The 25,942-nt window shown below is 77.8% G+C and carries 26 protein-coding genes; 11 read left to right on the forward strand and 15 right to left on the reverse strand.

The annotated features are described in order from the left end of the window. Nucleotides 1-52 precede the first annotated feature (52 nt). A complete protein-coding gene (locus WAA21_RS07600; RefSeq protein ID WP_336922177.1) occupies nucleotides 53-1,015 on the forward strand; it encodes a TIGR03557 family F420-dependent LLM class oxidoreductase in 963 nt (320 codons plus the stop codon). A 19-nt stretch (nucleotides 1,016-1,034) separates the two neighbouring features. On the opposite strand, the gene WAA21_RS07605 is transcribed toward WAA21_RS07600, so the two are convergent. The 6 genes from WAA21_RS07605 to WAA21_RS07630 form a co-directional block, all read right to left on the reverse strand. Then, nucleotides 1,035-1,790, reverse strand: a complete 756-nt coding sequence (locus tag WAA21_RS07605; RefSeq protein WP_336922178.1) for an HAD family hydrolase — start codon at nucleotides 1,788-1,790, stop codon at nucleotides 1,035-1,037. Beyond that, nucleotides 1,787-2,725 (reverse strand): aminotransferase class IV, encoded by a 939-nt coding sequence (locus WAA21_RS07610; RefSeq protein WP_336922179.1) that lies wholly within the window; start codon nucleotides 2,723-2,725, stop codon nucleotides 1,787-1,789. The genes WAA21_RS07605 and WAA21_RS07610 overlap by 4 nt, the downstream gene beginning before the upstream one ends. A 51-nt stretch (nucleotides 2,726-2,776) precedes the next feature. Continuing rightward, a complete protein-coding gene (locus WAA21_RS07615) occupies nucleotides 2,777-3,496 on the reverse strand; it encodes an ATP-binding cassette domain-containing protein (protein WP_336922180.1) in 720 nt (239 codons plus the stop codon). Further along, entirely contained in the window at nucleotides 3,493-4,383 is an 891-nt protein-coding gene (locus WAA21_RS07620) for an ABC transporter ATP-binding protein (protein WP_336922181.1), read from the reverse strand. The genes WAA21_RS07615 and WAA21_RS07620 overlap by 4 nt, the downstream gene beginning before the upstream one ends. After that, nucleotides 4,370-7,279, reverse strand: coding sequence for a hypothetical protein (locus WAA21_RS07625; protein ID WP_336922182.1), 2,910 nt, complete (start codon nucleotides 7,277-7,279; stop codon nucleotides 4,370-4,372). Before WAA21_RS07625 ends, WAA21_RS07620 begins: the two co-directional genes overlap by 14 nt. 111 nt (nucleotides 7,280-7,390) lie before the next feature. After that, nucleotides 7,391-7,660, reverse strand: a complete 270-nt coding sequence (locus WAA21_RS07630) for a hypothetical protein (protein WP_336922183.1) — start codon at nucleotides 7,658-7,660, stop codon at nucleotides 7,391-7,393. Between the two features lie 249 nt (nucleotides 7,661-7,909). Between WAA21_RS07630 and WAA21_RS07635 the strand changes: the two genes are divergently transcribed. The 4 genes from WAA21_RS07635 to WAA21_RS07650 are packed head-to-tail and all read left to right on the forward strand — an operon-like array spanning nucleotide 7,910 to nucleotide 11,570. Next, nucleotides 7,910-9,076: a glycosyltransferase gene (locus WAA21_RS07635; RefSeq protein ID WP_336922184.1), complete on the forward strand. Its 1,167-nt coding sequence runs from the start codon at nucleotides 7,910-7,912 to the stop codon at nucleotides 9,074-9,076. Continuing rightward, the gene (locus WAA21_RS07640; protein WP_336922185.1) at nucleotides 9,073-9,885 is read left to right on the forward strand and encodes a SigB/SigF/SigG family RNA polymerase sigma factor; all 813 of its coding nucleotides are present in this window, start codon (nucleotides 9,073-9,075) and stop codon (nucleotides 9,883-9,885) included. Before WAA21_RS07635 ends, WAA21_RS07640 begins: the two co-directional genes overlap by 4 nt. A gap of 15 nt (nucleotides 9,886-9,900) precedes the next feature. Then, the gene (locus WAA21_RS07645) at nucleotides 9,901-10,707 is read left to right on the forward strand and encodes an SDR family oxidoreductase (RefSeq protein ID WP_336922186.1); all 807 of its coding nucleotides are present in this window, start codon (nucleotides 9,901-9,903) and stop codon (nucleotides 10,705-10,707) included. Nucleotides 10,708-10,721: 14 nt separating this feature from the next. Then, entirely contained in the window at nucleotides 10,722-11,570 is an 849-nt protein-coding gene (locus tag WAA21_RS07650) for a CheR family methyltransferase (RefSeq protein WP_336922187.1), read from the forward strand. Here the strand turns inward: WAA21_RS07650 and WAA21_RS07655 are convergent. Continuing rightward, nucleotides 11,545-12,852 (reverse strand): ANTAR domain-containing protein, encoded by a 1,308-nt coding sequence (locus tag WAA21_RS07655; RefSeq protein ID WP_336922188.1) that lies wholly within the window; start codon nucleotides 12,850-12,852, stop codon nucleotides 11,545-11,547. The two genes, WAA21_RS07650 and WAA21_RS07655, sit on opposite strands and share 26 nt — an antisense overlap. Nucleotides 12,853-12,908: 56 nt before the next feature. On the opposite strand from WAA21_RS07655, the gene WAA21_RS07660 reads away from it, so the two are divergent. Beyond that, complete coding sequence (locus WAA21_RS07660) at nucleotides 12,909-13,433, forward strand: DUF6328 family protein (protein WP_336922189.1); 525 nt, start codon at nucleotides 12,909-12,911, stop codon at nucleotides 13,431-13,433. An 18-nt stretch (nucleotides 13,434-13,451) separates the two neighbouring features. On the opposite strand, the gene WAA21_RS07665 is transcribed toward WAA21_RS07660, so the two are convergent. The 6 genes from WAA21_RS07665 to WAA21_RS07690 form a co-directional block, all read right to left on the reverse strand. Next, entirely contained in the window at nucleotides 13,452-15,065 is a 1,614-nt protein-coding gene (locus WAA21_RS07665; protein ID WP_336922190.1) for an amidohydrolase, read from the reverse strand. A 195-nt stretch (nucleotides 15,066-15,260) separates the two neighbouring features. Next, a complete protein-coding gene (locus WAA21_RS07670) occupies nucleotides 15,261-16,937 on the reverse strand; it encodes an FAD-dependent oxidoreductase (protein ID WP_336922191.1) in 1,677 nt (558 codons plus the stop codon). A 63-nt stretch (nucleotides 16,938-17,000) separates the two neighbouring features. Next, on the reverse strand, nucleotides 17,001-17,957 hold the full coding sequence (locus WAA21_RS07675) for a universal stress protein (RefSeq protein ID WP_336922192.1): 957 nt from the start codon (nucleotides 17,955-17,957) through the stop codon (nucleotides 17,001-17,003). A 147-nt stretch (nucleotides 17,958-18,104) separates the two neighbouring features. Continuing rightward, nucleotides 18,105-18,659 carry a metallophosphoesterase family protein gene (locus WAA21_RS07680; RefSeq protein ID WP_336922193.1) on the reverse strand — a complete coding sequence of 185 codons (555 nt, stop codon included), beginning with the start codon at nucleotides 18,657-18,659 and terminating at the stop codon, nucleotides 18,105-18,107. A gap of 170 nt (nucleotides 18,660-18,829) precedes the next feature. After that, complete coding sequence (locus WAA21_RS07685; protein ID WP_336922194.1) at nucleotides 18,830-19,300, reverse strand: SRPBCC family protein; 471 nt, start codon at nucleotides 19,298-19,300, stop codon at nucleotides 18,830-18,832. Nucleotides 19,301-19,383: 83 nt separating this feature from the next. Further along, complete coding sequence (locus tag WAA21_RS07690; RefSeq protein WP_336922195.1) at nucleotides 19,384-19,902, reverse strand: hypothetical protein; 519 nt, start codon at nucleotides 19,900-19,902, stop codon at nucleotides 19,384-19,386. A gap of 68 nt (nucleotides 19,903-19,970) precedes the next feature. On the opposite strand from WAA21_RS07690, the gene WAA21_RS07695 reads away from it, so the two are divergent. Beyond that, a complete protein-coding gene (locus WAA21_RS07695) occupies nucleotides 19,971-21,851 on the forward strand; it encodes an ABC transporter ATP-binding protein (RefSeq protein WP_336922196.1) in 1,881 nt (626 codons plus the stop codon). On the opposite strand, the gene WAA21_RS07700 is transcribed toward WAA21_RS07695, so the two are convergent. Beyond that, nucleotides 21,829-22,467: an OmpA family protein gene (locus WAA21_RS07700; protein WP_336922197.1), complete on the reverse strand. Its 639-nt coding sequence runs from the start codon at nucleotides 22,465-22,467 to the stop codon at nucleotides 21,829-21,831. The genes WAA21_RS07695 and WAA21_RS07700 overlap by 23 nt on opposite strands. Next, the gene (locus tag WAA21_RS07705) at nucleotides 22,464-22,652 is read right to left on the reverse strand and encodes a hypothetical protein (protein ID WP_336922198.1); all 189 of its coding nucleotides are present in this window, start codon (nucleotides 22,650-22,652) and stop codon (nucleotides 22,464-22,466) included. The genes WAA21_RS07700 and WAA21_RS07705 overlap by 4 nt, the downstream gene beginning before the upstream one ends. Before the next feature lie 124 nt (nucleotides 22,653-22,776). Between WAA21_RS07705 and WAA21_RS07710 the strand changes: the two genes are divergently transcribed. The 4 genes from WAA21_RS07710 (at nucleotide 22,777) to WAA21_RS07725 (ending at nucleotide 25,934) form a co-directional block, all read left to right on the forward strand. Continuing rightward, nucleotides 22,777-23,751, forward strand: coding sequence for a DUF4397 domain-containing protein (locus tag WAA21_RS07710; RefSeq protein WP_336922199.1), 975 nt, complete (start codon nucleotides 22,777-22,779; stop codon nucleotides 23,749-23,751). A 62-nt stretch (nucleotides 23,752-23,813) separates the two neighbouring features. Beyond that, entirely contained in the window at nucleotides 23,814-24,569 is a 756-nt protein-coding gene (locus WAA21_RS07715) for a class F sortase (protein ID WP_336922200.1), read from the forward strand. Between the two features lie 121 nt (nucleotides 24,570-24,690). Further along, on the forward strand, nucleotides 24,691-24,861 hold the full coding sequence (locus tag WAA21_RS07720; protein WP_336922201.1) for a DUF1059 domain-containing protein: 171 nt from the start codon (nucleotides 24,691-24,693) through the stop codon (nucleotides 24,859-24,861). 11 nt (nucleotides 24,862-24,872) lie between these two features. Next, nucleotides 24,873-25,934, forward strand: a complete 1,062-nt coding sequence (locus tag WAA21_RS07725) for an EAL domain-containing protein (protein WP_336922202.1) — start codon at nucleotides 24,873-24,875, stop codon at nucleotides 25,932-25,934. Nucleotides 25,935-25,942 lie beyond the last annotated feature (8 nt).

A 25,942-nucleotide genomic window follows, 5' to 3' on the forward strand; every position in this document is an offset into this window, starting at 1 on the left:
CGGTGTGGCGACAGGGACGACGACACACCACCGACGCACCGGAGGACACCACATGCAGGTCGGCTTCAAGCTCGCCACGGAGGGTCACGACCCGAAGGAGATCATCGAGCTCGGCGTGCACGCCGAGCGCGCCGGCTTCGACTTCGTCGAGCTGAGCGACCACTACCACCCCTGGCTGGAGGAGCAGGGTCACAGCGGGTTCACGTGGACCATGCTCGGCTCGCTCGCCGCCCGGACCGAGCGCCTCGGCCTGGCCACCGGCGTGACGTGCCCGATCATCCGCTACCACCCGGCGGTCGTCGCCCAGGCGGCCGCCACGACCGCCCTGCTGAGCGACGGACGCTTCACGCTCGGGATCGGCGCGGGCGAGCGGCTCAACGAGCACGTGGTCGGTGGCGGCTGGCCCGCGGTGTCCGTCCGCCACGCCATGCTCGTGGAGGCCCTGGAGATCATCCACAGGCTGTTCGAGGGCGGCTACCAGTCCTACGAGGGCCGCTACCTCACGCTGGAGGACGCCCGCGTGTTCGACCTGCCGAAGGAGCCCGTCCCCCTCGCGGTCGCGGCCGGCGGTCCGCGGGCCGCGCGCCTCGCGGCGGACAAGGGCGACGGCCTGTTCGTCACCGAGCCCGACCCGGACCTGCTCGCGACGTTCCGCGAGGCCGGCGGGACCGGTCCGTCCTACGCGGAGGTGCCGCTCGCCTTCGGTACGACCGAGGACGAGGCCGCCCAGGAGGCGCACCGCACGTCGCGCTGGACGCTGAGCGGCTGGAAGGTGATGGCGGAGCTGCCGAACCCCGTCAACTTCGACGCCGCGAGCGGCACGGTCACCCTCGACGACATCAAGGGCCAGTTCTCCTGCGGGCCGGACGTCGAGCGGCACGTCGAGCAGGCCCGGCCCTTCGCCGAGGCCGGCTACGACCACCTCGTCCTCATGGACGTGGGTCCCGACCCCCACGCCTTCCTCGACTTCGCGGCCGACGGCCTCATCGACCGGGTGCGCGCGCTCGGGGGCTGACCCCGGCGCACGGGCCGGCTCAGCCCGCCAGCCGCAGGCGGCGCTCGCGCAGCCGGTCGTAGGCCGGTCGGCAGGCCGCGGCCACAGCGGCCCCTCGGGGGTCCAGGTGCACCTGCCGCTCCCGGTACGGCGCGAAGCCCGTCGAGGCGAGGACGGCGTCGTACCAGTGGGGCGCCCAGACGCCGTCGGAGTCCCGAGGGCCGGCGGGCCAGGCCAGCATCCGCTCGGAGAAGGGGATGCCGAGCCAGTCGCACACCCACCTCAGGTACGTCTCCGGCTCACGCAGTACGTCGGCGGCGTCGAGCACCGGCGGGTCCGGCTGGCCGAGCTGCTCCAGCACCGCGAGGAGCCGCTCCTGCTGCAGCAGGCCGATGTCCCGCGGCGCGCACGCCTCCCGGGAACGGACGTAGGAGGCCACGACCTCCGCCGGGTCGCGGATGAGGAGGACGTTGCGGCAGCGCCCCACCCAGTCCAGGTCGGGGACCGCGTCGAGGTGGTGCGTCATGTGCTTGGCGTAGTGCACGCGCACGCCGTCGGGCACCGGAGCGAGCAGCCCCGCGACGACGGCGGCGGGGTCCTGCGGCTGCGCCCGGAGCACCTCGTCGCGACCCGGGTGGTCCAGGCGCGTGGCTGCGAGGTAGGCGGCGTAGAACGGCTCGTCGACGACCACGGTGTCGGGCCGGTTCTCCCAGGCGCGCATCATCGCCGTGGAGATGTTGCGCGGCCCCGACCACATCGCCACGCGCAGGACCGGCGCGCCCGGGGGCTCGCTCACGGGGCCGTCCGCGAGGCGACGTCCGCCTCGACGTGCTCGGCGTACAGCCGCTGGAGCCGTTCGACGACCGGGCCGCGGGCGCCGGAGCCGATCGTCCGGCCGTCGACGCTGCGCACCGGGACCACACCGGCGAACGTGCCCGTGACGAAGGCCTCCTGCGCCGAGTAGACGTCGGTGAGGCTGAACGTGGTCTCCCGGGCGGCGATCCCCGACGCGCGGCACACGTCGAGGACGTTGGCCCGCGTGATCCCGCCCAGGCAGTAGCGACCGTCGGAGGTCCACACCTCGGGCTGCTCGGGCGTGCCGAGCACGGCGAAGAAGTGGGTGGAGTTGCACGTGGCGACGAAGCCGTGCGGGTCGAGCATGAGCGCCTCGTCGGCGCCCGCGGTGTAGGCCTGGATGCACGCGGCGATGTCGTTGAGCTTGCTGTGGGCGTTGAGCTTCGGGTCGAGCGTGTCGGGGCTCGCGCGGCGCACGTGCGTGGTGAACAGCGTGATCCCCTCGCTCACGGTGCGCGGCGACGGCTCCTTGTGCTCGGCGACGACGACCACCGTCGCGGGGCCGACCGTGACGCGCGGGTCCTGGTACGGCGTCGACTTCAGGCCCCTCGTCACCATGAGCCGCACGTGGACGCCGTCGCGCATGCCGTTGGCACGCAGCGTCTCGTAGAGCGCGGCGGCCAGCTCCTCGCGGCTCATGCCGATGTCGAGCATGATCGCCGTGGCTCCCTGGAAGAGCCGGTCGAGGTGGCGCTCGAGGAACGCGGGGTGCCCGTCGCGGACCCGTAGCCCCTCCCACACCCCGTCACCGAGCACGAACCCGGAGTCGAAGACCGACACCACCGCCTCGGCCCGCGGTCTCAGCCGCCCGTTCACCCAGACGAGGACGTCCTCGTTGCGCGGGTCGTCGGCGTGGTCGTGCGTCCCGTGGGCCATGCGCGCAGGCTATGCGCGCGTCGACGCGGGAGGTCGTGTCGGCGGGCCGGCTCACTCCACGACACGGCCGCCCTCGAGGCGGACGACGCGGTCGGCTGCGGCGACCACCCGGTCGTCGTGGGTGGCGACGAGCACGCAGCAGCCGGCCGCGGCCGCCTCCCGCAGCGCGGCGACGACACGGTCCACGTTCGCGTCGTCCTGGTGGCCCGTGGGCTCGTCGAGCACCGCGACGAGCGGACGCGGCGCCAGCGCACGGGCGAGCGCGGTGCGCTGCTGCTCCCCGAGCGACGTCGAGCGGGCCGGACGGTCGAGCAGGTGCGCAAGGTGCAGGCCCGTGAGGAGACCGTCGGGCACCTCGCGGCCGGCGAGCCGGCACGGCCACTCGACGTTCTCGGCGACCGTCAGGTCCTCGACGAGCGCGAGCCGCTGCGGCAGGAGGGTGACGACGGACCACGCCGGCGGGGGCTGCGCGGGCCGGCCGGCCACGGCGACCGTCCCGTCGCTGGGCCGCGTCACCCCGGCGACGAGGTGGCACAGCGTCGACTTGCCGGAGCCCGAGCGGCCGGCGAGCACGACGACGCTGCCGCCGCGCACCCGCAGCGACACGTCGTCGAGGACCGTCGAGCCGCCCGCGCGGTGCGTCACGCCGGCCACCACCACGACGTCCCCTGGGGAGCGCGCGCCCCCGTCCGTACCGCGGACCCCGCCGGCGGACGCGCCGTCGGCGGGCACGCCGGCGACGGGCGGGCCGGCCGCGTGCCGGCCGCTCACGGCCGCGGCCCCGGCGGCACGACGCGGACCCCTGCGTCGTCGACCACGAGCACCGCCCGGCCGTCGGGGAACAGCCGCAGCGCGTGCGGCGGCAGCTGCAGCCGGCCCGTGGAGTCGATGACCGTCTCCGCGCCCCCACCGCGCCGCGCGTCGGTCGACAGCACGCCGTGGCGCAGGAGCAGCACCCGCTCGGCGGCCGTGGTGACGCGTGCGTCGTGGGTGGAGACCACGACGCACGACCCGGCGGCCGCCGCACGACGGAAGCGCGCGAGGACGAGGGCGGCCGAGTCGTCGTCGAGCTCGGCCGTCGGCTCGTCGGCGACGACGAGCGGCGGGTCGCCGAGGCACGCGAGGGCGACCGCGAGCCGCTGCTGCTCCCCGCCGGACAGCCGGGCCGGCAGGGCGCGGCGCCGGTCGGCGAGCCCGACCTCGGCGAGCACCTCGACCGGGTCCGCGCCGGCGGCGCCGGGTCGCACCCGGGCCACGTGGCGGACGTGGTCGGCCGCGCTCAGGTGCGGCAGCAGGGCCTCCGTCGCGCGCTGAGGCGCCCACGCGACGAGGTCGCGGCGCCAGCGCCGGCGCGCGCCCCGGGGGGCCGGGACGGTCCGCGCCCCGGCCAGCCAGACCTGTCCGCCGTCGGGCACCTCGCGCAGCGCGAGAACCGCGAGCAGGCTCGACTTGCCGCTGCCCGAGGGACCGACCACACAGCTGACGGTGCCCGCGTCGAAGTGCGCGTCGACGCCGCGCAGCGCGTGCGTCTCGCCGGCCGGCGACCGGTAGAAGCGGGTGACCGCCTCGCACCGCACCGTGGGAGCTGTCGCCTCCACCTCGCGCGCCGCGCCGCCGGCGCCCCGGTCGTGCGCGGTGCGCCCGTCACCGGAGGCCACGCAGCACCTCCTCCTGCCCACGCGCCCGGCTGCCCGCCCACGCCACCGCACCGGCCGCCGCCAGCGCGGCGAGCACGGCGAGACCCACCGGCGCGACCGCCGCAGGCAGCACGAGGGGCACCGCCCCGGTGTCGAGCAGCGGCGGGACCGACGGCTCCGGCTCGAGCAGCCGCTGCTGCAGCGGCAGCGTGAGGGCCCAGCCGAGCACGCCGAGCAGGACGCCCGCGACGAGCAGGGCGACCGCCTCGGCGACGAGGAGCAGGCGGGTGCCGCGGGCGCCGAGCCCGGCGCGGGCGAGGACGAGGTCGCCGGCCCGCGTGCGGGTGGCCGCCCGGTCCACCGCGAGGCACAGCGCGAGCACCGCCGCCGCGAGCAGCAGGCCCGCGAGCGCGACGAGGTACGGCTCGGCGAGGCCGGCGGCGACGAACGCGGGCCGCACGAGGACCTCCGACGCGGAGCGGACCCGCCGCTCGTCGTCGAGCAGGCCAGGGTCGACGCCCCGGTCGACCAGCGCGGCCGTGAGGTCCGCCAGCGGCAGCGAGGACCACACCTCTGCCCGGTCGACGCCGATGAGCGGCGACCGCGACACGAAGCGGACGTCACCGTTCGGCAGCCGCGGCGAGTACGACGACGTGGCCGCGACGAGCCCCGTGGGCAGGTCGGGGTCGAGCCCGGGGAACGCCGGCACGTGCCCCACGACCTGCAGCGCGACGCGCCCGCCCGAGGTCTGCAGCGACGTGCTGTCGCCGACTGCGAGACCCGCCGGGTCCCCCACGAGCAGGACCGGCGCGCGGCCGGGCGGCACCGGCGGGGGCAGGGGGTCCTCGTCCTCGTCGACCGGCGGCCGGGTGGGGTCGAAGGGGTACCGGGGCGGACCGTCCGGCACTGCCTCGCGGTCGGCGGCCGCGAGCCCGGTGAGGGCGGCGCGCGCCCGCTCGAGCGGGCCGCCCGCGGCCCCCCACAGCGCCGCCGTCCGCACCTCGTCGGGCTGCACGACGACGACGTCGACCCGGGTGTCGCCGGGCAGGGTGCCGCTGTCGCGCAGCACGACCGTGGACCCCGCGGGGGCCCGGATCCCCCGGACCGGCCCGTCGACGGGCATGGTGGGGTCGAGCTCGACCGGGAACGACGCCTCCACGACCGAGGTCGCGGCGGCGAGCACCGCGGCCTTGTCGGTGACCGCCCGGCCCACGAGCGCGCCCCCGGCGAGCACGTGGACCGCCAGGGCGGTCGCCGCCGCAAGCGCCGTCACCACGACGACGCGACCGTCGTCCGCAGCGAGCCGGCGACGCAGCACCGTGACGCCGAGGGCGCGTGCCGTGGCCGCCGCGGGCGGTCGACCGCCGGCGCGCCGCGTGAGGAGCCGGCGAACGAGCCCGGCCCCGAGCGCCCCGGCCGACGCGCCGACGAGGACGGGCACGAGCAGGTCGAGGCCGCGGGCGTCGCCGACGGGGGCGACGACGAGGCCGACCACGGCGGCGAGGGTGGCCGCGACGAGCACGGGTCGCCACGGGACACCGCGCCGCTCGGTCCGCTCCTGCCGCGAGCCCCGCCGCGCGGCCGCGAGCGCCGCGGCACCCTGCACGGCACCGTGCGCGAGGACGCCTGCCGCCACGACGACACCGGCCTGCGCGGCCGCCGCCGGCAGCAGGACGGCCTGCGGCTGCGCCCCGGTGACCGCGAGGACGCCGGCCCACGCGAGCGGCAGCGACAGCGCCCACGCGAGCAGGGCGGCGGGCAGCACCTCGACGACCCCCAGCGCCGCCACGGCGACCGGTCGGTGACCGAGGCCCACGAGCAGCTCGAGCTCGAGCCGCCGCCGGGCGACGTCGAGGACCGCGACCGCCAGGACGAGCGCCAGGCCCAGCCCGATCGCGCCGAGCGCGGCGGGACGCGCCTCCCGGACCGTGCGGAGGGCCACGTCCTGCGCGTCGGCCGCGAGGCCCTGCAACCCGCTGACGGCGAGGAACGGCAGGTCCTCGTCGACCTGCGGCGGCCGCGCCGCCACCGACTGCTGCAGCCGGCTCGTGGCGGCGGCGGCGGCGAACAGCCGCTCGGGGGTGATGCCGTCGTCGAGGCGGGAGTCGACCGACCACAGAAGCGTGTCGCCGAGCGAGCCGGCGAGCCGGGCGGCGTCCAGCGGCTCGGCGAGCACGACCGGGGCCCGCCGCTGCTGACCGGGGTCGGAGGGCAGCCGTGCCGCGCGCTCGGCCCAGAAGGTCGAGCCCGGCACGTCGGCGGGTGTCGTGCCGTCGCCGGCGGTCCCGACGACTCCGGCGAGCACCGCCTCCCGGCGCTCCTCGGCCACGAGGCGCGAGCCGCTCGACGTGCGCTGGAGGACCTCGACCGTCCCGCCGGGCCGCACCCCGAGCGCGGCGGCGGTGTCCGCGCCGAGCCACACCCTCGGCTCGGGGCCGTCGGGGACGGCGCGTGCCTCGCCCTGGACCGTCACGACCCGGGAGCCGACGTCGTCGACCGACACCAGCCGCGCCGGGGTCTCGCCGTCCGGTCCTACGACGAGCCCCTCGACGCGGACGAGCGCCTCGGTCTGCAGCTCGTCGCCGAACGAGCGGCCGAGCAGCTCGGCGGGTCGCATGCCGGGCAGCGCGTCGACGCGCTCGAGCAGCACGTCGAGCTCGGGACCCGGCCCGGGGACGCCCGTCATGCGCAGCACGGGCGCCACCCGGGGTGGTGCGCCCGGCGGGACGGCGGACACGACCCGGTCGACGGCCTGGCGTTGGAACGCCGACGCCGACAGGACCTCGGCGGCACCCGCCGTCGCGACGAGCAGCAGCGCGGCGAGCACGAGCAGCCCCCACGCCCCCTGCCGCGCGAGCCGGGTCGGTGCGCGCTCCCACAGCGGCCCCGGCCCGCGCGCGCCCGCCCGCCGCGCCATGGCCGTACTGTGCCAGGCCCGCGCCGCACGGGAGGGCCGTCGACCCGAGGACCATCACCCGGCCCCACCCCGGCGGACCGGAACCGTCCGCCGGGGCGCGGGACCGGTGGGTCAGTCGGGCGGCTCCGTGCCGTCGTCCGTCGTCCCGGCGGCGGCCGGCGTCGGCTCGTCGGCGGCGTCGTCGCCGGGGCGGGTGTTGTCCGTGTGCAGCTCCCGAGGAAGGGGGTCCGTCTGCTCGCCGGTCACCTGCGCAGGCTCGGTGTCCGGCTCCGGCGACACCGGCGCCGCCTCCGGCGGGTACGGCCGGGCGGTGTCCTGCGGGGCGCGCGGCACCGGTTCGAACGAGCTGCCCTCGTGTCTCGGGACGTCGGCTGCTGCCATGGTGCTCCTCTCCTCTGGGTCCCCGTCCGGAGCGGCTGGTCCTGTCTCCTGCGACGGGTGCACCTCGAGAGGAGCGTTCCCCGATGCGACGCGCCCCATGCGCGTCCGGCATCCCTTTCCGACCACTTTGCGGTCGACAACCGGCGACATCCCCGCTAGACAGGAGATCTGTCCCGGGGGGCCAGATGATCCCGGGGACCGGCGCTCCAGACCAACGGCGCCTCTGCCAGCGACACGTGGAGCTGGGTCATGACCGTCACCGTCCTCGTGGGACCCGCCGGACGGCGTCCGCTCGCGGCATCCGCCCGCAGCCTCGCCGACGCGGCTGCCCTCACCGCCCGCCTGCGCGCGCGAGACCACGACGTGCGCCTCGCCTCCGCCCTCGAACCGGCCGTCCTGGACCACTGCGGCGGGACCGCCGTCGGCGTCGACGTCGACGTGTACGAGCCCGCGCCTGCGGGCGCGCAGCGCCACGACGGCATCTCCGCCGCAGGTCCCATCGCCAAGCGGCTCGGCGACGTCGCCCAGGAGGGGAGCGTGCACGCCGTCGGCTGGCGCGCGACCGCCGTGGCCGCGACCGCCCGGGCCCGCACGGGCGTCCCCGTCGTCGCGCACGCGGACCAGCTGCCGTCCTGGCCGGGCGACGAGCGGCTCGACGGCTCGGTCCTCGGCCGCCTCGGGTGGGCCGCGCTCGCCGCGGCCGACGCCGTCATCGTCGAGACCGACTGGGCGCGGGCGGTCGCCACGAGCCGCGGCGTGCCCGCGGGCGTGCTCCGCGTGGCCAACCCCGGTCTCGCCGTCGGCCCGGACATCGACCCGGCCGTCGTCGCGGAGGGCGAGCCCGTCACCGTCCTGTCGCTCGGCGACCCCGCCGACGTCGCCAGCCTGCGGCCCGTCGCGGAGGCCGTCCTGCACCACCCGGGCGCCCGGCTCGTCGTGGGTCGCACGACCGGCCTCGACGAGGCGTCCGCGGGCTTGGTCAAGGAGCGGCTGCGCACCCTGCCCGTCGTGCGACGCCTCGGCACCCGCTGCGTCGTCGAGCGGCGGCCGGCCGACCAGCTCTGCGGCGAGGCGCACGTCGTCGTCGACGTCTCGAGCCAGCCGGGGCGCGGCCTCGGGGTGCTCGCCGCCATGGCGGCGTGCCGTCCGGTCGTCGTGTCCGCCACCGGCGGCGCCGACGAGATGGTCGTCGACCGCGTGAGCGGTCTCGTCGTGGAGCCGCGCGACCGGACCGGGACCCGGCAGGCCGTCGCCGACCTCCTCGCCGACGCCTTCCGCCTCGAGGCGTACGGGCTGGCCGGTCACGAGCGCGTCCGCGCCGCGTACGACCCCGGCCGGTTCACCGACGTGGTCGCCGACGTGCACGAGGCCCTGTCACCCGCGCCGGTCGACGACGCCGTGGCGGTGACCGCGTGACCGCACGGGCCGAGGAGCGCGCCGGCGCCCGGGCCGACGTCGAGCAGCGCACCCGCGAGCTGTTCGACCGGATAGCGACGTGCGACGACGAGACGGAGGCCCGTCTGCTCAAGGACGAGGTCGTGCTGCTCAACCTGCCTGCGGCGCGCGCACTCGCCCTGCGCTACCGCGACCGGGGCGTGGCGGTCGACGACCTCGTGCAGGTGGCCTCGCTCGGCCTCGTCAAGGCCGTGCACGGCTACGACAGCGAGCGCGGCTCGGAGTTCATGGCCTACGCCGCGCCGACCGTGACGGGCGAGATCAAGCGCTACTTCCGCGACACGGGCTGGGCGGTCCGCCCGCCGCGGCGCGTCCAGGAGCTCCGGGCCGCCGTCGCCTCGGTCACGCAGCGGCTGGCGGGCGAGCTCGGCCGCTCGGCCACCGTCGCGGAGGTCGCACGCGCCCTGGAGGCCAGCGAGGAGGACGTGCTCGAGGCGCTCGTGTCCGGCAACGGGTACACGACGGCCTCGCTGGACGCCCCTCCGGGCGACGACAGCAGCGCGTCGTGGGCCGACACGGTCTCCAGCGGCGAGCCCGAGCAGGCCGGCGTCGCCGACCGGGTGGCTCTCGAGCAGCTGCTCGCGCGGCTGCCCGCCCGCGACCGCCACATCCTGTCGCTCCGCTTCTTCTCGGAGAAGACCCAGTCGGAGATCGGTGAGCAGATCGGCGTCACGCAGATGCAGGTGTCGCGCCTGCTGTCCAGGGCGCTGGCGCGGCTGCGGACCGAGCTCGAGCACGAACCGGAGGAGCCGGGGCGGCGCCCCGGCTGACCAGGAGCACCTCCCGTGCCCGCCCGACCGTCCCCCACCGACCACCGGGGTCCTCCCGGCGGTGGGGCGGGCACGGGAGGCACGGGCCGGGACGGCACGACGCCGTCGGCGGCGGGTCCGGCCCGCGGGACGCCCCGGCGGCCGCTGGACGGTGACCGCGCGCTCGTCGTCGGCGGCGAGCGCGGCCTCGGCCGGCACGTCGTCGCCGCGCTCGCCCGGGCCGGTGCGGACGTGGCCGTGGCCTACGACCTCGACCGCCCCGACGCCCACGACGACGCGCGCGAGGCGGAGGACCTCGTGACGAGGTCCGGGCGCGCGGGACTGCTGCTGCCCGCCGACCTCACCGACCACGCCCGGTGCCACCAGCTCGTCGGCGACACCGTCGAGCACCTCGGCGGCCTCGACGTGCTCGTGCACGTCGTGACGCCGGAGGAGACCGCGTCCGGCGCGGCCGTGCGCGACGTCGAGCCGGCGGCCTGGCGGCGGACGTGGGCGCTCCTCGTGGACTCCCTCGTGCACACCACGACCGCGGCGCTCGACCCGCTCGCGGGTGGCGGGAGGCTGCTGACGACCGCCCGGCCACCGGCCGGCGCCCGGTCCGGGGAGCCGCTGGGGCCGCGTGTGGCCGCGGCCGCGGTCGAGGAGCTCTCGCGCGCCCTCGCCGAGCAGCTCGCCGGCACCGGCACGCGCGTCGTGTGCGTCGTGCCCGCACCCGGCGCCGACGTCGACCTCGTCGCGGAGGGGTACGTCCGGCTCGCCGCGCCGGGCGAGGGGCCCGCGCCGGCCGGACCCGTCGTCGTCGGGCGCCCGGCGCCGTCGTGACCCAGGCTGCGGGGGTGCGAAGTCCCTCGAGCGGCCGCCCGGCCCCGCCGGTGTCCGAGGCGGCCGTGCTGCGCGACGTCGTGGCGGCCGTGCGCTCGGTGACCGGGGTCGACCTCACCGGGTACCGGGCGGAGACCGTCCTGCGTCGCACCGCGCAGCACGCGGCGGCCGCCGGTGGCGACGTGCGGGACTTCGCCGCGGGCCTCGCCGGGGACCCGGTCCGGGCGCGCGCGCTGCTGGAGGCGGTCCTCGTGCAGTGCACGGGCTGGTTCCGTGACGAGCGGACGTGGCAGGTCCTCGCCGAGGAGGTCCTCCCGCGCCTCGCGGCCGGCGGCCGCCCGCTGACCGCGTGGTCGGCCGGGTGCGGCGACGGCCGGGAGGTGTGGTCGCTCGCCTCCCTGCTGCAGGTCGTCGCGCCCGATCGGTGGCGGCTGGTGGCGAGCGACCTGTCGGGGACGGCCCGCCTCGCCGCCGCGGCCGCCGTCTACGCCGGCGGACCCGTCGTCGGCGACACGCACGCCGCGACGGTCCTCGGCGCGACCGCGGAGCGCGGGCCGGGCGGCTGGCGGGTGGGCGCGGCCCTGCGGAGCCGGGTCACCGTGCTCCGCCACGACGTGCGCACGCCACCGCCCGACGCGGTCGGCCCGGCCGGCTGCGACGTGCTGCTGTGCCGGAACGTGCTCATGTACCTCGACGACAGCGAGCAGGAGCGGGCCCTGGACCACCTGCTCGGGGCGCTGCGCCCGGGCGGGGTCGTCGTGCTCGGCGAGGCCGAGGTCGCGCTCGGCCACCGCGACGTGCTCGTACCGGTCGACCTCGCCGCGCGGGTCTACCGGCTCATCGCGACGCCGGTGGCCGGCTGACCTCCTCCACGAGCAGCCGCGCGACGTCACGCACCTTCACGTTGCTGCGCCGGCTCGTGGTGACGAGCTGGGCGAAGGCCTCGTCGGCGCTGCACCCGCCGCGGCTCATGAGGACGCCCTTGGCCTGCTCGATGACCGCGCGAGAGGCGAGCGCCTCGCGCAGCTGCGCGCTGAGCGTCGTGAGCTCGGCGCGGTCGCGCGTCTCCTGCACGACGGCGAGCACCGCGGCGACGAGCAGGTCGGCCACCCGGCGGTCGCGCGGGCCGAACGCGTCGACGTCGCGGCCGTAGACGTTGAGCACGCCCAGCGAGTGCCGTTCGGTGCGCAGGGGCAGGCCGAGGACCGACGCCACCCCGACGTCGGCGGCCAGCTCCGCGAGGCGCGGCCACCGGGCGTCCTCACGGAGGTCGTCGGTCTCCTGCGCGCGGCCGGTGCGGTACGCCTGCAGGCACGGGCCGTCGCCGGCCTGCAGCTGCGCGCCGTCGACGGCCTGGGCGAAGGCGTTGTCGGTGGCCTGCTCCTGCGGCTGCTCGGGCGGGCCGAGCGTGATGCTCACGCCGTCGCAGGCGGGCATGGCCTGCTCCACGAGCAGGGCGGCGCGGGCCAGGAGGCGGCGCGTGTCGTTGTCGACCTGCAGCGGCAGCCGGCACATCTCGGCGAACGCCTCCGCGGTGCGCACGTCGTCGCGGTCCGCCGGGTTCGCCTCGCCGCGTCCGCCGACCCACGTGACGGCGCCGTCCTCGGGGTCGCTGGCCGCCACGAGGTCCACCGTCGTGGAGCGGCCGTCCGCGTCGGGCAGCCGCAGGGTGACCCGCTGCGTCGCCCCCCGTCCGCGCACCCGCTCGACGGTGCCCGCGACGAGGCGCCGGTCGTCCTCGGCGACGAGCTCGGTGAGCGGCCGCTCGAGCACCTCGTCGCGCCGCCGGCCGACCAGCGACCGGGCCGCGCCGTTGAGGTCGACGAGCACCCCGTCGGGGTCCGTGACGAGGACGGGGACGGGCAGCCCGTTGAGCAGCGCGCGCCGCCAGCCGCCGGGGCTGTCGCGCTCCGCGAGCAGCTCGTCGATGCGGCTCTGCTGCGCACGCAGCTCCTGCTCGGCGACCCGGAGCTCCTCGTGGGCGACGTCGATCTCGTCGAGGACGCCTCCGAGGTCGGCGGTGTCCGAGCCTTCGCCGGTGAGCCCCTGCACCCGCCGGCGCTGCTCCTCCACGCCCGCGAGCAGCTCGGCCGCGGTCGAGCTGCCGGAGCGCTCTCCCGGCTCCGAGGACCTCGCCGTCACCACCGGACCATGGTCGCAGCGGGTGTTTGGGGTGTCGAGCGCGGGGGTAGTCGCCCGGTGTGAGCCAGCCGCACCCGCCGGCGCACGCCGCGCCGCGCCAGGACGGGGACGACCCGGGCCCGGCACCGGGTCGCGACGAGGACGAGTTCGAGCGGCTCGACCGCAACTACAACGAGCTGCTGCAGGAGCTGCGCGTCACGCAGACGGGCACGCAGATCCTCTTCGCCTTCCTCCTCACGATCGCCTTCACCCGCGAGTTCCAGGAGCGGGACGAGTTCACGCACGCCGTCTACGCGGTGACGCTCGTGGCGTGCGCGGTCGCCACGTCGCTCCTCATCGCGCCGGTGGCGCTGCACCGGACGGTGTTCCGCCGCGGGCTCAAGGAGGACATCGTCAGCTGGACGAACCGGGCTGCCATCGCGGGCGTGTACGTGCTCATGCTCGCGGTGGTCGGCGCCCTCGTCATCGCCCTCGACGTCGTCATGTCCCGCGGGCTCGCGCTGGGGGTGGCAGGCGCCGTCACCGTCGTGACGGTAGGGCTGTGGGTCGTGCTGCCGGTGACGCTGCGCGTCCGCGGCCGCTGAGCCGCACCGGCCGACGTCCTACGCGTCGGGCGCAGCCCACGTCCGCTCCCCCGCGCACCAGGTCGCCCGCACCTCGACCTCGCGCAGCCGGCCGGGGTGGTCCGCGGCCACCTCGACGGGGTCCGCGGACAGCCGGACGAGGTCGGCGACCGCCCCGGGACGGAGGACACCCCGGTCGTCGGCGAACGCCTGGTGGGCGCTGCCGACCGTGTACGCGTGCAGCGCCTCCTCGACCGTGAGCCGCTCGTGCGGCAGCCACGCCGCGCCGTCCCCGCCGGGCGGCACGCGGGTGACGGCGACCTGGACGCCCTCGAGCGGGACGTGGCTCGTCACCGGCCAGTCCGAGCCGAACGACACCGGCGCGCCGGAGCGGACGAGCGTCGCGAGCGGGTACTGCCGGCGGGTCCGCTCGGGCCCGAGCCGGGGCGCGGTGAGCTCCGCCTGGACCGGGTCCCACGCCGCCCACAGCGGCTCGCAGTTCGCGACGACGCCGAGCTCGGCGAAGCGCGGCAGGTCGGCCGGGTCGACGAGCTGGCAGTGCGCGAGCACCGCGCGCAGCTCCCTCAGCCGCCCGCGCGGGCTGTCGAGGGCGGCCAGCGCGTCGAGACCGAGGCGGACGGCGGCGTCGCCGATGGCGTGCAGGTGCGGGCGGAGGCCGCCCTCGACCACGGCGGCGACGGCGGCGTGGAGCTCGCCGGCGCGCCACACCGGCATGCCGTGGTCCTCCGGCGCCGGGTGCGGGCACGGGTCGTGGCCGGCCGCGGCGCCTGGCAGCGGCAGGTAGGGCTCGAGCAGCGTCGCGGTGCCGCCCTCGAGCACGCCGTCGACGAACAGCTTGACCGAGCGCGCGGAGAGCCGGGCGTGCCCGAGCGCCCGCACCTGCGCGACCGTCTCCCGCACGTCCGGGAGCTGCGCGCGCCAGCGCGCGGGGTCGAGCCGGAACGCGAGCTCGACCCTGGCCGCGAGGCGGTCCTCGCGTGCGGCGGCCAGCCACGCGGGCAGGGCGTCCAGCTCGACCCACGCGTCGGTCACCCACGTGACGCCGGCGGCGGCGAGCGTCGTGGTGGCGGCCGCGAGCGCGCCGACCTGCTGCGCGCGCGTCCACGCCGGCACGTGCGCCCGCACGAGGTCGCACGCGTCCCACTCGCGCAGCGTGCCGAGGGGGCTGCCGTCGTCTCGCCGCACGACCCGCCCGACGGGCGGGTCCGGGGTGCCGGCGTCGATCCCGGCGCGACGCAGCGCCTCGGTGTTCACCCACATCGTGTGGTGGTCCGACGCGTCGAGCACCACCGGGCGGTCCGGGACGGCCGCGTCGAGCCAGCGCGCGTCGAAGTCGCCTCCCGGGGCGAGGGTGGGGTCGTAGCGACCGCCCACGACCCACCCGTCACCTGGGTGCTCGGCGACCCAGCCCGCGACGGCCGCGACGACCGCCTCGACCGACGTGCACGACGACACCGGCGGCCCGAGGGCCTGCAGCCCGGCGAACAGCGGGTGCGCGTGCCCGTCGCCGAAGGCCGGGAGCAGCGCGTCCCCGGCCAGGTCGACGACCTCGTCGGCCTGCCTCGCGAGCGCGGCCGCCTGCGGCCCGAGCGCGACGACCCGCTCGCCGCGGACGGCGAGGGCGTCGGTCACGGGCAGGCCGCCTCCGGGCCGGACCGTTCCTCCGCGCAGGACGGTGAGCGCCGCGGGCACGTGCGTACCGTCCCACAGCGCGCCGCCCCCGGCCCCGCCCCCGACCCTCCGGTCGTGGGACGTCCGGGTCGCCCCGCCGCCCGCGAAGGGTGCGCGCCGTCCCCCGACGCGTGTGGGCCTGCGGGGACGGCGGGTTCAGCGGGTGGGCGGCTCGGGGGTGTCGTCGGTCCCGGGGCAGGGGGGCAGGTCCTTGACGGCCGGGCCGTCGAGGACCTGGCCGTCGGGGGCGAAGCGGGAGCCGTGCAGCGGGCAGTCCCACGTGCGCTCGGCGTCGTTCCACGCGACGACGCCACCGAGGTGGGTGCACACCGCCGAGCGCTCGCGGGTGACGCCGTCGACGGTGCTGATCCCGCAGGGCAGCCGCGTGCCGCCCTGCCGCACCTCGCCCCCGCCCTCGGCGGGCGGGGTGTCGGAGGGCCCGGTCGCCACGGCGCGAGCCCAGCCCGTCGCCAGCCGCACGCCGACGCCCGCGCCCATCTTCGCGGCCCCGACGGCCTGGGTGACGGCGTCGGTGCGCCACGGGTGCCACGGCCACTGCGCCGAGCCGCCGGAGCGCGCGGCGAGCACGCCCTCGGCCAGCTGCAGGGCCGCGGCCGTCCCGCCGGTCATGCCCCACTTGGCGAAGCCGCCCGCGCCGAGCACGCGGTGGGAGCCGGGCACGAGCGGGCCGACCCACGGCAGCCGGTCGGCGGTCGTGTAGTCCTGCGCCGCCCACGCGCCCGTCACCTCGGTGACGTCGAAGTGCCGGCGCGCCCAGCGGTCGAGCTCGGCCAGCCGCGGCGACGTCGCGCCGCCGCGGCCGGTCACGTGCCCCTCCCCGCCGACGAGGAGCTCGTCGTCGGCGGTGGCGGTGCGCAGCGACCGGGTGGGGCTGTCCACGTCGAGGTACATCGCGGTGGGCGCCGGGCCCGCGAGCCGGACGGACACGCACCACGAGCGGTGCGGCTCGGAGCGGGCCCAGAGCCCGGTGCGGTCCAGGAACGGCAGCAGGGTCGCCACGACGAGCCGCTCGGCCGCCATGCGGAACGGGGCCCCGTCCCGCACCCCCTCCAGCTGCACGGGGCTGCCGGTGTGCACGGCCGTCACCCGCGCCCCCTCGACGACCCGCACGCTGCCGCTGCCGCTGAGCCCCGCGGTGGGGCCGGACGTCTCGCCCGCGGCCTCGGCGAGCAGGTGCTCGAGGTAGCGCACCGGGTCGATCTGCAGCTGCCCGGGCAGGCAGATCGCGCCTGTCGTCGGGTACGGCAGGCCCGTGTCGTCGCGCCAGGTGACGTCGACGCCCGCTGCGGCGAGGGCCTCGGCCTCGCGCTCGAGCGTGCGCCGGCCGCCGGGCCGGGTCGAGTACGTGATGTTGTCGCGCACGTCGCCGAGCGCCTCGCCGCGCGCGACCTCGTCGCGCACCCACGCGAGGGCGCGGGCGTTCTCGGCGACGTAGCGGGCGCCGCCGTCCTCGCCGTGGCGCGAGCGCACGTCCTGCACGCGGCTGCCCTGCAGCAGCGTCACCTTGCCGGTCGTGCCGCCGGTCGTGCCGGCGCCGACCGTCCTCGCCTCGAGCACGACCACGTCGAGGCCCGCGCGCCGCAGCAGGACCGCGGTCGTGAGCCCCGTGATGCCGGCGCCGACCACGACGACGGGGGCCGAGCCCGGCAACGGCGCCGCGGGGTCGGTCCCGGCCGGCACCGGCACCCGGACCTCGCCCCACACCCGTCGTGTCGCCCGTGTCGTCCGTGTCGCCCCTGTCGCCCGGCCGGGCTCGCGCCCCTGCGTGCCGCCCTGGTCGCCGGTGCCGGTCGTCGTCTCGTCCCCGCTCATGACCCACCTGTACCCGACCCGGTGCGCCGACATGCCGCCCGGCGGCGACGGACCCGCGTCGCCTCAGACGGTGGGGCGCACCACGAGCACCGGGCACGGCGCGTGGTGGAGCACGGCCCGGCTCACCGAGCCCAGCAGCAGGGCACGCAGCTCGCCGTGCCCGCGCGACCCGACGACGAGGACGCGCGCCTCGGCGGCGTGCCGGCGCAGCGCGTCGGCCGCGGTGTCCGCCTCGAGGACGACGTCCACCGAGGCGAGCCGCTCGACGCCGGTGGCGGTGAGCAGGCGCCCGACGAGCCGGCGGACCGCGGCGGCCCGCTCGCGCTCGGTGGTCGCGGCCACCGCCGGGTCGCCGACCGCGTCCGGCAGGGGCGGGACGGCGGAGACGACCCGCAGCGGGGCGCCGAGCCGCTCGGCCTCGGCCCGGGCGTGGGCCAGCACCGACCACGAGGCGGGCGAGCCGTCGACGCCCGCCACGACCGCGCCCCGCCGGGTGTCGCCTCCCGCGGGCGGCACCAGCGGCCGCCGCGCGTCGACCGGGACGACGAGGACCGGGCACGGCGCGTGCGCCGCGACCGCCACGCTCGTCGACCCCAGCAGCCACCGGCCGAGCCGCCCGTGCCCGCGCGCGCCGACCACGACGAGGTCGTCCTCGCGCGCCAGACCGAGCAGGACGGTGGAGGGGGTTCCGCTCACCACGTGCTGCTCGACGGCGTCGGCGGGCAGGCGCTCGCACGCGCGGGCGCGCGCCTCGGCGGCGACGACGAGGGCGAGCTGCTCGAGCTCGCCCTGCACGGCCGCGGCGAAGGGCACGATCTCGGCGACCCCCACGACGACCAGCGGGGCGTCGACCGCGAGCGCCCGGTCGACGGCCTCGGCGAGCGCCGCGTCGGCCTCGGCGGAGCCGTCGACGCCCACGAGGACGCGGCGCGGGGCGACGTCGCGGAGCGGCACGTCGGCGGACGGCGCCGGCGCGGGGTCGGCCGGGCCGAAGGGGGGGCCCGGCGGCAGGAACGTCACGGTCCTCACCGTTCCGGCCGGTCCGTGCAGGGCGCGGCGGAGCGGTGGTCGTGCCTCGTGCTCGGCATGCTGCCCGACCTCCGTCGCTGCCGTCAGGACCTGGGGACGGGTCCAGGGTCGGCCGGGACGGCGGACGCCGACAGGGACCTAGGTCCCGTGAGCCGCGTCCCGGCGGGCGCCGGCGGCGGCCCTCGGTGGCAGGCGGTGCAGCCGCACGTCGGTGAGCGCGCCGTCGGCGACCCGGGCGGTCGTGTACGTGCAGTGCGGCTGGCGTCGGCGGTCGGTGGGCGAGCCGGGGTTGATCAGGCGGAGACCGCCGGGGGTGACGGTGTCCCACGGGATGTGCGAGTGCCCGAAGACGAGGAGGTCGACGGGCTCGGGCGCGCCGGGGCCGAACCGCTCGTCGCAGCGGCGCTCCCGCCCGCGGGCGTCACCGGTCTCGTGGACGACCGCGACGCGGAGGCCCGCGAGGTCGGCGCGGGCCACCTCGGGCAGCCGGGAGCGCAGCGCCGCCCCGTCGTTGTTGCCGTGGACTGCGACGAGCCGGGCGGCCCGGGCCTCGAGCCGGTCGAGCAGGGCCACGTCGACCCAGTCGCCCGCGTGCACGACGACGTCCGCGGCGTCCACGGCGCGCCACACCTCCTCCGGCACGTCGCGGGCGCGGGCGGGGACGTGGGTGTCGGCGAGCAGCAGCAGCCGCACGTCACGTCACCTCCGCGGCGGCCGGCGCCGGGCCGGCGGACAAGGTCGAGCCCCGCACCCGAGGGGGGAGGCCGGGGCGGGGCTCGACCGTCACGGGGCCGCGGTGCCGGTCCGGCGCGGTGCGTCGGTCACGGGGCGGCAGGGGACGGGGGCTGGTGGGGGGGAGCGGGTCAGAGCGGGCCGGTGGAGCCGCTGTCGACCTGGCCGCGCCAGGCGCCGGTGGCGGTGCCGCGCTCCTCGATGAAGTGCTTGAAGCTGTCGAGGTCCTTCTTGACCTGCCCCTCGACGACGCCGAGCGCGTCGCCCGCCTTCTCCACGACGCCCTCCGGCTCCCAGTCCATCGCGAGGGTGACCTCGGTGCGGTTGTCGGTGAGCGGGTTGAACGTCACGCGGCCGGCGTGGGTCGGGCCGTCGACGCTGCGCCACGACACGCCCTGGTCGGGCTGCTGGACGAGCACCTCGGCGTCGAACTCGCGGCTGACGCCCGCGATCTTCGTGACCCAGTGCGTGCGGGTGTCGGACTGCTGCTGGATGGTCTCCACGCCGCCCATGAACTGGGGGAAGTCCTCGAACTGCGTCCACTGGTCGTAGGCGACCTGCAGCGGCACGTCGACCTCGATGCTGCGCGTGATGGTCTCCATGTCGTCCTCTCTCCTCCGGTTGGCGGACGAGAGCGGGGTACCCCACGGCCAGGAGGGCAAACGCGACGCGACGGCCGGGGGCGTCACACGCGGGTGCCGAGCTCCTCCAGCGCCGCCCACACGAGCACGGGCGTGACGGCGTCGACGCCGAACGCGAGCCGCGCGTCGACGCTGCGCCCGGCGCCGGCCACCCGCAGCACGACGCCGTCGCGGTCCAGGCGCACCGGCACGGGCGGGCGCTCGGGGTCGACGACGACGCACGCCGGCAGCAGACCGGCGAGACCCGCGACCAGCCCGGGCGCGGCGGCGAGGGCGAGGAGCAGGTCGGCCTCGTCGGCCGCGAGCGGGTCCGGCGACGCGCCGCGGTAGGCCGCGAGGTCGACCGCGGCGGCCGGTCGCGCCCGGCCGCCGGGGCGGACGGCCGGCTGCCAGCGCACGAGGTCCGGCACGAGCCGGCCGTCGGCGTGCAGGGCGCCCGCGAGCGCGGCCCGACCGCGCACGCGCTCCCGCACGGCGAGGGGCGAGACGTCGGTCACGGTGAGGACGACCGGGAGCCGACCGCCGTCGCGGCCGCTCGCCAGGCGCTCGGCCGCGAACCTCACCCGGAAACGCAACGCGCGTGCACCCGAAGCCGCACAGGCGCACCACGCAGTGGTGCGACCCTTCTGCCGTGCACCCGCTCCGCGCCCTGTGGTCCCGCTACCGCGCCTACCGGCCGCGGCTGGTCCTCGCGGTCACCACGTCGACGGTCAACAAGGTCATGGACGTCGTGCCCGAGCTCGTCATCGGCGCGGCCATCGACGTCGTCGTGCGTGGCGACGACTCCCTGGTCGCCGCGCTGCTCGGCGTCGAGGACCGCTTCACCCAGCTCGCGTGGCTCGCGGTGGTCAACGTCGTGGTGTGGGTGCTGGAGTCGGTGAGCGACTACGCGGCCTCGGTGCTGTGGCGCGGCCTCGCGCAGGCCGTCGAGCACGACCTGCGGGTCGAGGCGTACGCGCACGTGCAGGGCCTCGACGTCGGCTGGCACGAGCGCCGGCCCGCCGGTGCGACGCTCGCGGTGCTCAACGACGACGTCAACCAGCTCGAGCGGTTCCTCGACGTCGGCGCGCCGCGCGTGCTGCAGACGACCCTCAACGTGGTGCTGGTCGGGGCGGTGTTCGCGGCGAGCTCGTGGACGCTCACCCTGCTCGCGTTCGCGCCGATCCCCGTCATCGTCGTGGGGTCGCTGCGGTTCCAGCGCCGCCTCGTGCCGCTGTACGCGCGGGTGCGCGAGGCGGTGTCGTCGCTGAGCGGGACGCTCGCGGCGAACCTCGGCGGGCTGCACACCATCAAGGCGTTCACCGCCGAGGAGCGCGAGCTCGAGCGCGTCACGGCCGCCTCGCACGAGTACCGGCTCGCGAACACGCGCGCGATCCGGTCCTCGGCGGCGTTCGTGCCGCTCATCCGCATGGCGATCCTCGCCGGCTTCACCACCACGCTGCTGCTCGGCGGCTGGGCGGCGCTGCGCGGAGACCTCGAGGTGGGTCTGTACTCGGTCCTCGTCTTCATGACGCAGCGGCTGCTGTGGCCGCTGACGGACGTGGGCGAGGTGCTCGACCTCTACCAGCGCGGCATGGCCTCGACCCGGCGCGTGCTCGCGCTGCTCGGGGAGCAGCCGGGCGTCCGGCCCGGCACGGGCGTCCTGCCCGGTCCGGCCCGGGGACGGGTGGAGCTGCGCGGCGTGCGCGCGGGCTACGACGACGGCCCCGACGTGCTGCGCGGCGTCGACCTCGTGGTGCCGGCGGGCGAGGTGCACGCCGTCGTGGGGTCGACCGGCGCGGGCAAGTCGACGCTCCTGCGGCTCGTGCTCCGCTTCACCGACCCCCGGGAGGGCCAGGTGCTGCTCGACGACGTCGACGTCCGGCAGCTCGGCTGGGAGCCGCTGCGCGGCGCGATCGGCTACGTGGCGCAGGACGTCTTCCTGTTCCGCGGCACCGTGCGGGACAACATCGCCTACGGCCGCCCCGACGCGGGCGACGCCGAGGTCGAGGCCGCGGCCCGCGCGGCGGAGGCGCACGACTTCGTCCGCGCGCTGCCCGACGGCTACGGCACGCTCGTGGGCGAGCGCGGCGTCACCCTGTCCGGCGGGCAGCGGCAGCGCCTCGCCCTGGCCCGCGCGATCCTCCGCGACCCCGCGGTGCTCGTGCTCGACGAGGCGACCTCCGCGGTCGACAACGAGACCGAGGCGGCCATCCAGCGCTCGCTCGCCCGCGTCACGGCCGGACGCACGGCGCTCATGGTCGCCCACCGGCTCTCGACGGTCCGCGACGCCGACCGCATCTGGGTGCTCGACGCGGGCCGGGTCGTGGAGGCCGGCACGCACGAGGAGCTCGTCGCGCGCGGCGGCGCCTACGCCGCGATGTGGTCGGTGCAGACCGGCACGTCGCGCGCCGACCCGCCCGCCGACCCGCCCGCCGACCCGCCCGCCGACCCGCCCGGCAGCGCGTCCGGCAGCGCGCCCGGGACCCCGCACGAGCCGAGCGGCCCCCTCACGGCACCAGCTCCACGCTGACGCGGCGCGGCGGCGTGCCGGGCGGCGCCGGGTCCGCGGCCCCCGCGGCGACCGTGCGCACGCGCTGCGCGTCGACCCCCTCCGCGAGCAGCACCTCGACCACGGCCTCCGCACGACCGAGCGACAGCTGGTCCTCCAGGACCGCGTCGCCGCTCGGCTCGGCGAAGCCCGTCACGACGAAGCGGGACGACGGGCCCGCGTCGGACACGAGGTCGTCCAGCCGGTCGAGGTCCGCCTCGGGCACGGTGACGGCGCCGGTGTCGAACGACACGACGACGGTCTGGGCGGCGGCGGCGGACGCCTCCGGCACCGCCTCCTCCTCGCTCGACCGGCTCGTCTCGCCGGGGGCGTCCGACGGGCCCGGGCGCGCGGGCCCGTCGGACGCGCCGGCCGAGGTCTCGCCCGGTCCCTGCGTCGGCCCCGTCGGGACGGCGGGCGTGGGGGGCGGCGCGGCGACGGCGGTGCCGCCGCCCGCGGCGCCCGGGTCGAGGGCGCGGTCGACGAGCGCGACCTGCACCGGCACCAGGACGGCGAGGGAGAGGACCCCCGTGGCCACCGCCGGCCACGGGCTGCGTGCCCGGGGCTCGTGGAAGCGGACGGGCCAGCGGGGGGTCACCGACCGGACCTGCCGTCCGGCCGCGGCCCGCGCTCCTGCTCCAGCCGGACGAGCGCGAGGGACTCCGCGTCCTGCCGGGTGAGCCGTCCGACGAAGAACCGCCGGCCCCAGTACAGCCAGCCCACGAGCAGCCCCGCACCGAAGGCGAGCAGGGTCACGACGACCGCCAGGAGGACCCAGCCCACGACCGACCACCCTCCCTCCGGCTCGCACTGCGCGACGTACCGTCACATGATGACGGGCGTGGTCGCCACTGCACGCGACCTCTGCGTACCCTGCGTGACCCCCGGAGGACCGATGGTGCACACGATGCGGCAGGACACGACCGTCCGCGACCGAACCGCCACTCGCCGCGACGGCATCCGGTCGGGCCGACGACGGGCTGCTGCGGCGCGGACCCTCCTCGCCGTCCTCGTGGCCGGGGCGCTCGCGGCGGTCCTCGCCCCGGGTGCGACCGCCTCGGCGGGCGGCTCCGCCCCGGCGTACCTGCGCCCGGCGCACCTCGTGCCCGAGCTCGGCACGATGGACATCCGGCTCACCCCCTTCTCCGCGGAGGGCGGCGACGGCAGCAACACGGCGCCGCTGCTGCAGACGTCCGCGTCCTACGGCGGGGTCGGCGACTACGTGCCGCTGGACCCGGGCCGCTACGCGGTCGGTCTGCGCCCGGCCGGCACGGACCCCTCCGAGCCGCCGCTGCTGCAGCTCACGTTCTCCCTGGCTCCGGGCCAGGCGTACACGGTCGCCGGGCTCGGGTCGGCGTCCGACCCGCGGCTGGAGCTGCTGGAGGACCGCCTCGACACGCCCGCCGCGGGCAGCGCCGACGTGCGCGTGCTCGCGGCGTCGGCGCGCGCCCCCGAGGTGACGGTCGCCGTCGCCGGTGAGCAGGTCGGCACCGCCAGCCTGGGCACCGCGAGCGGCTACAGCGGGGCGCCGGCCGGCACGAGCCCCGTCGAGGTGACGGGCCCCGCGGGGACCGCCGCCGACGACGAGGTCGACCTGCAGGCGGGCGGGGTGTACACGCTGCTCGTCCTCGACGACACCGACTCCGACGACGGCGTCGAGGTGCGGCCGGTGCTCGACGCCGCCGGCCCGCAGACGGTGCCGCAGGGTGCCGCCGCCACCGGCTTCGGCGGGCTGGCCGCGCCGGAGCCGGGGTCGCGCGCGGTGACGACGCTCGCCGCGCTCGTCGCCGGTGCCGCCGCGCTCGTCCTCGTGGTGCTCGGCGTCACGAGGCAGCGACCCGCGCCGGCGCGAGCCCGCAGGACCCGCGCCCGGCGGTCGTGACGGGAGCCCGCCACCGCGCGGCCGCACCGCCGCGACGGACGTCGCGGAGCGGCGCGCTCGCCGTGGCGGCGCTCGTCCTGCTCGTCTCGGCGACGGCGACGCTCGTCGTCCGGGGCCTCGCCCCGGGCGGTGACGGGCCGGCCGCGCTCCCGGCTCCCACCCTGTCGTCCGCGTCGTCGTCCGGCCCGTCGTCCGGCCCGACGTCCGGCCCGACGTCCGGCCCGACGTCCGGCCCGACGTCCGGGTCGCCGTCGGGATCGGGGTCGCCGTCGTCGTCCGTCGTGCCGCAGTCCCCGGCTCCCTCGGCGGAGGCGGAGAGCGGGCCGGCCGCCCCGCCCGCGCCGTCGTGGGCGGGAGCCGCCACGGTGGCCGCGGGTGTCGCCCCCGCGCGGCTGCGCGTGCCCGCGCTCGGGCTCGACGAGCCGCTCGTCGGGCTCGGGGTGCAGGCCGACGGGACGATCGAGGTCCCCGGCGACGCCGGCACCGCGGGCTGGCTGCGGGCGTCGGCCGTCCCGGGCCGCACCGGCCCCGCGGTGCTCGCCGGGCACGTCGACTCCGCGACGGGGCCCGGCGTGTTCGCGCGGCTCGGCGAGCTGGTCCCGGGTGACGCCGTCGACGTCGACCTCGCGGACGGCACGACGGTCACCTTCGACGTCGTCGACGTGCAGCAGCACGACAAGGACGACTTCCCCACCGCCGCCGTCTACGGCCCCACCCCCGTGCCGACCCTGCGGCTCCTCACGTGCGGCGGGGTGTTCGAGCGCGACCGGCGCTCCTACGCCGACAACGTCGTCGTGTTCGCGGTCGCCCGGACCTGACGAGCGACCGGATCGCACCGCCGGCCGACCTCACCCGGTCGGAGCATCGAGGCCCGGCCGCGCCGCGACGATGACCCCCCTCGTGCGCCCGAGGGCGGGTGCCCTGACCGAGAGGGACCTCATGAAGCGCTTCCGCTGCGGCGACGTCGTGCCCGGCTGCTCCGCCACCTTCGTCGGCGGTGAGGACGACATCCTCGTGGGGGTCGGCGAGCACGCCGTCCGCGACCACGGCCTCGTCGAGGTGCCCGCCGAGCTCGTCCTCGCCGTCCGCGGCGCGCTGGTCGACGCCTGAGCGGGACCGACGTGCGGGCCGTCCCCCGGCAGGGCGGCGGCGCGCGGGTGACGGCCGAGGACGCCGTCCGGGCAGTGCTCTCCGACCCCTCGCTCCTCACGGTCGTCGCGCAGCCGCTCGTCGACCTCACGACGGGCGGGGTGGCCGGCTACGAGGCGCTCGCGCGCGTGCCGGCGGAGTGGGACGTCGCCCCCGACAGGCTCTTCGCGGCCGCGCACCGGCTCGGGGGCTCGGCCGCCCTGCAGGCGCACGTCTGCGAGGCGGTCCTGCGCCTGCTGCCCGAGCTGCCGGGCGACACCTTCCTCACGGTCAACGTCGACCCCGGCGACCTCGTCGCGGCGGGGGCGGTCGCGCCGCTGCTGGCCCGGCGCTCTCTCACCCGCCTCGTCGTGGAGATCACCGAGCACGCGTGGCCCGACGACACCGCACCGGTCGACGAGGTGGTGGCCCGGCTGCGCGCCGCGGGCGCGCTCGTCGCCGCGGACGACGTGGGGGCCGGCTACGCGGGGTTGCACCAGCTCATGCGGCTGCGCCCGGACATGGTGAAGGTCGACCGCGGGCTCGTCCGCGAGCTCGGCGACGACCCGGCCGCCGAGCTGCTCGTGCAGGTCCTCGGCGAGCTGTGCAGCCACCTCGACGCGTGGGTCGTCGTGGAGGGCGTCGAGACCGAGACCCAGCTGGCCGCGCTCGCCCGGCTGGGCGTGCCGATCGGCCAGGGCTGGCTGCTCGGTCGTCCCGCCGCGCCGTGGGCGGGCTGCGCGGACCCGGAGCTGGTGCGGCGACGCGCGCGCATGGCCCGGGTGGAGGACACCGTCGCCTCGCTGCTGGACACCGCGCCGCTGGGGCACGTGCGCGACGACGTGGGGACGTACTGGCTGCTCGGTGACGACGGCGCGGTGCGCGCGACCGTCATGGCGCCCTCGACCCCGGTCGTGGACGCCGCGCAGCGCGCCGTCGCGCGCGGTCCCCGCGAGCGGTGGTCGCCGTTGCTCGTCACCAGCCGGACCGGCGAGGTGCTCGGGCACGTGCGGGTCGAGTCGCTCGTGACCGCGCTCGCCCGCGCGGCGCGCTGAGCGTCCCG

The organism is Aquipuribacter sp. SD81 (genome assembly GCF_037153975.1).
In the GTDB taxonomy this organism is placed as follows: domain Bacteria; phylum Actinomycetota; class Actinomycetes; order Actinomycetales; family JBBAYJ01; genus Aquipuribacter.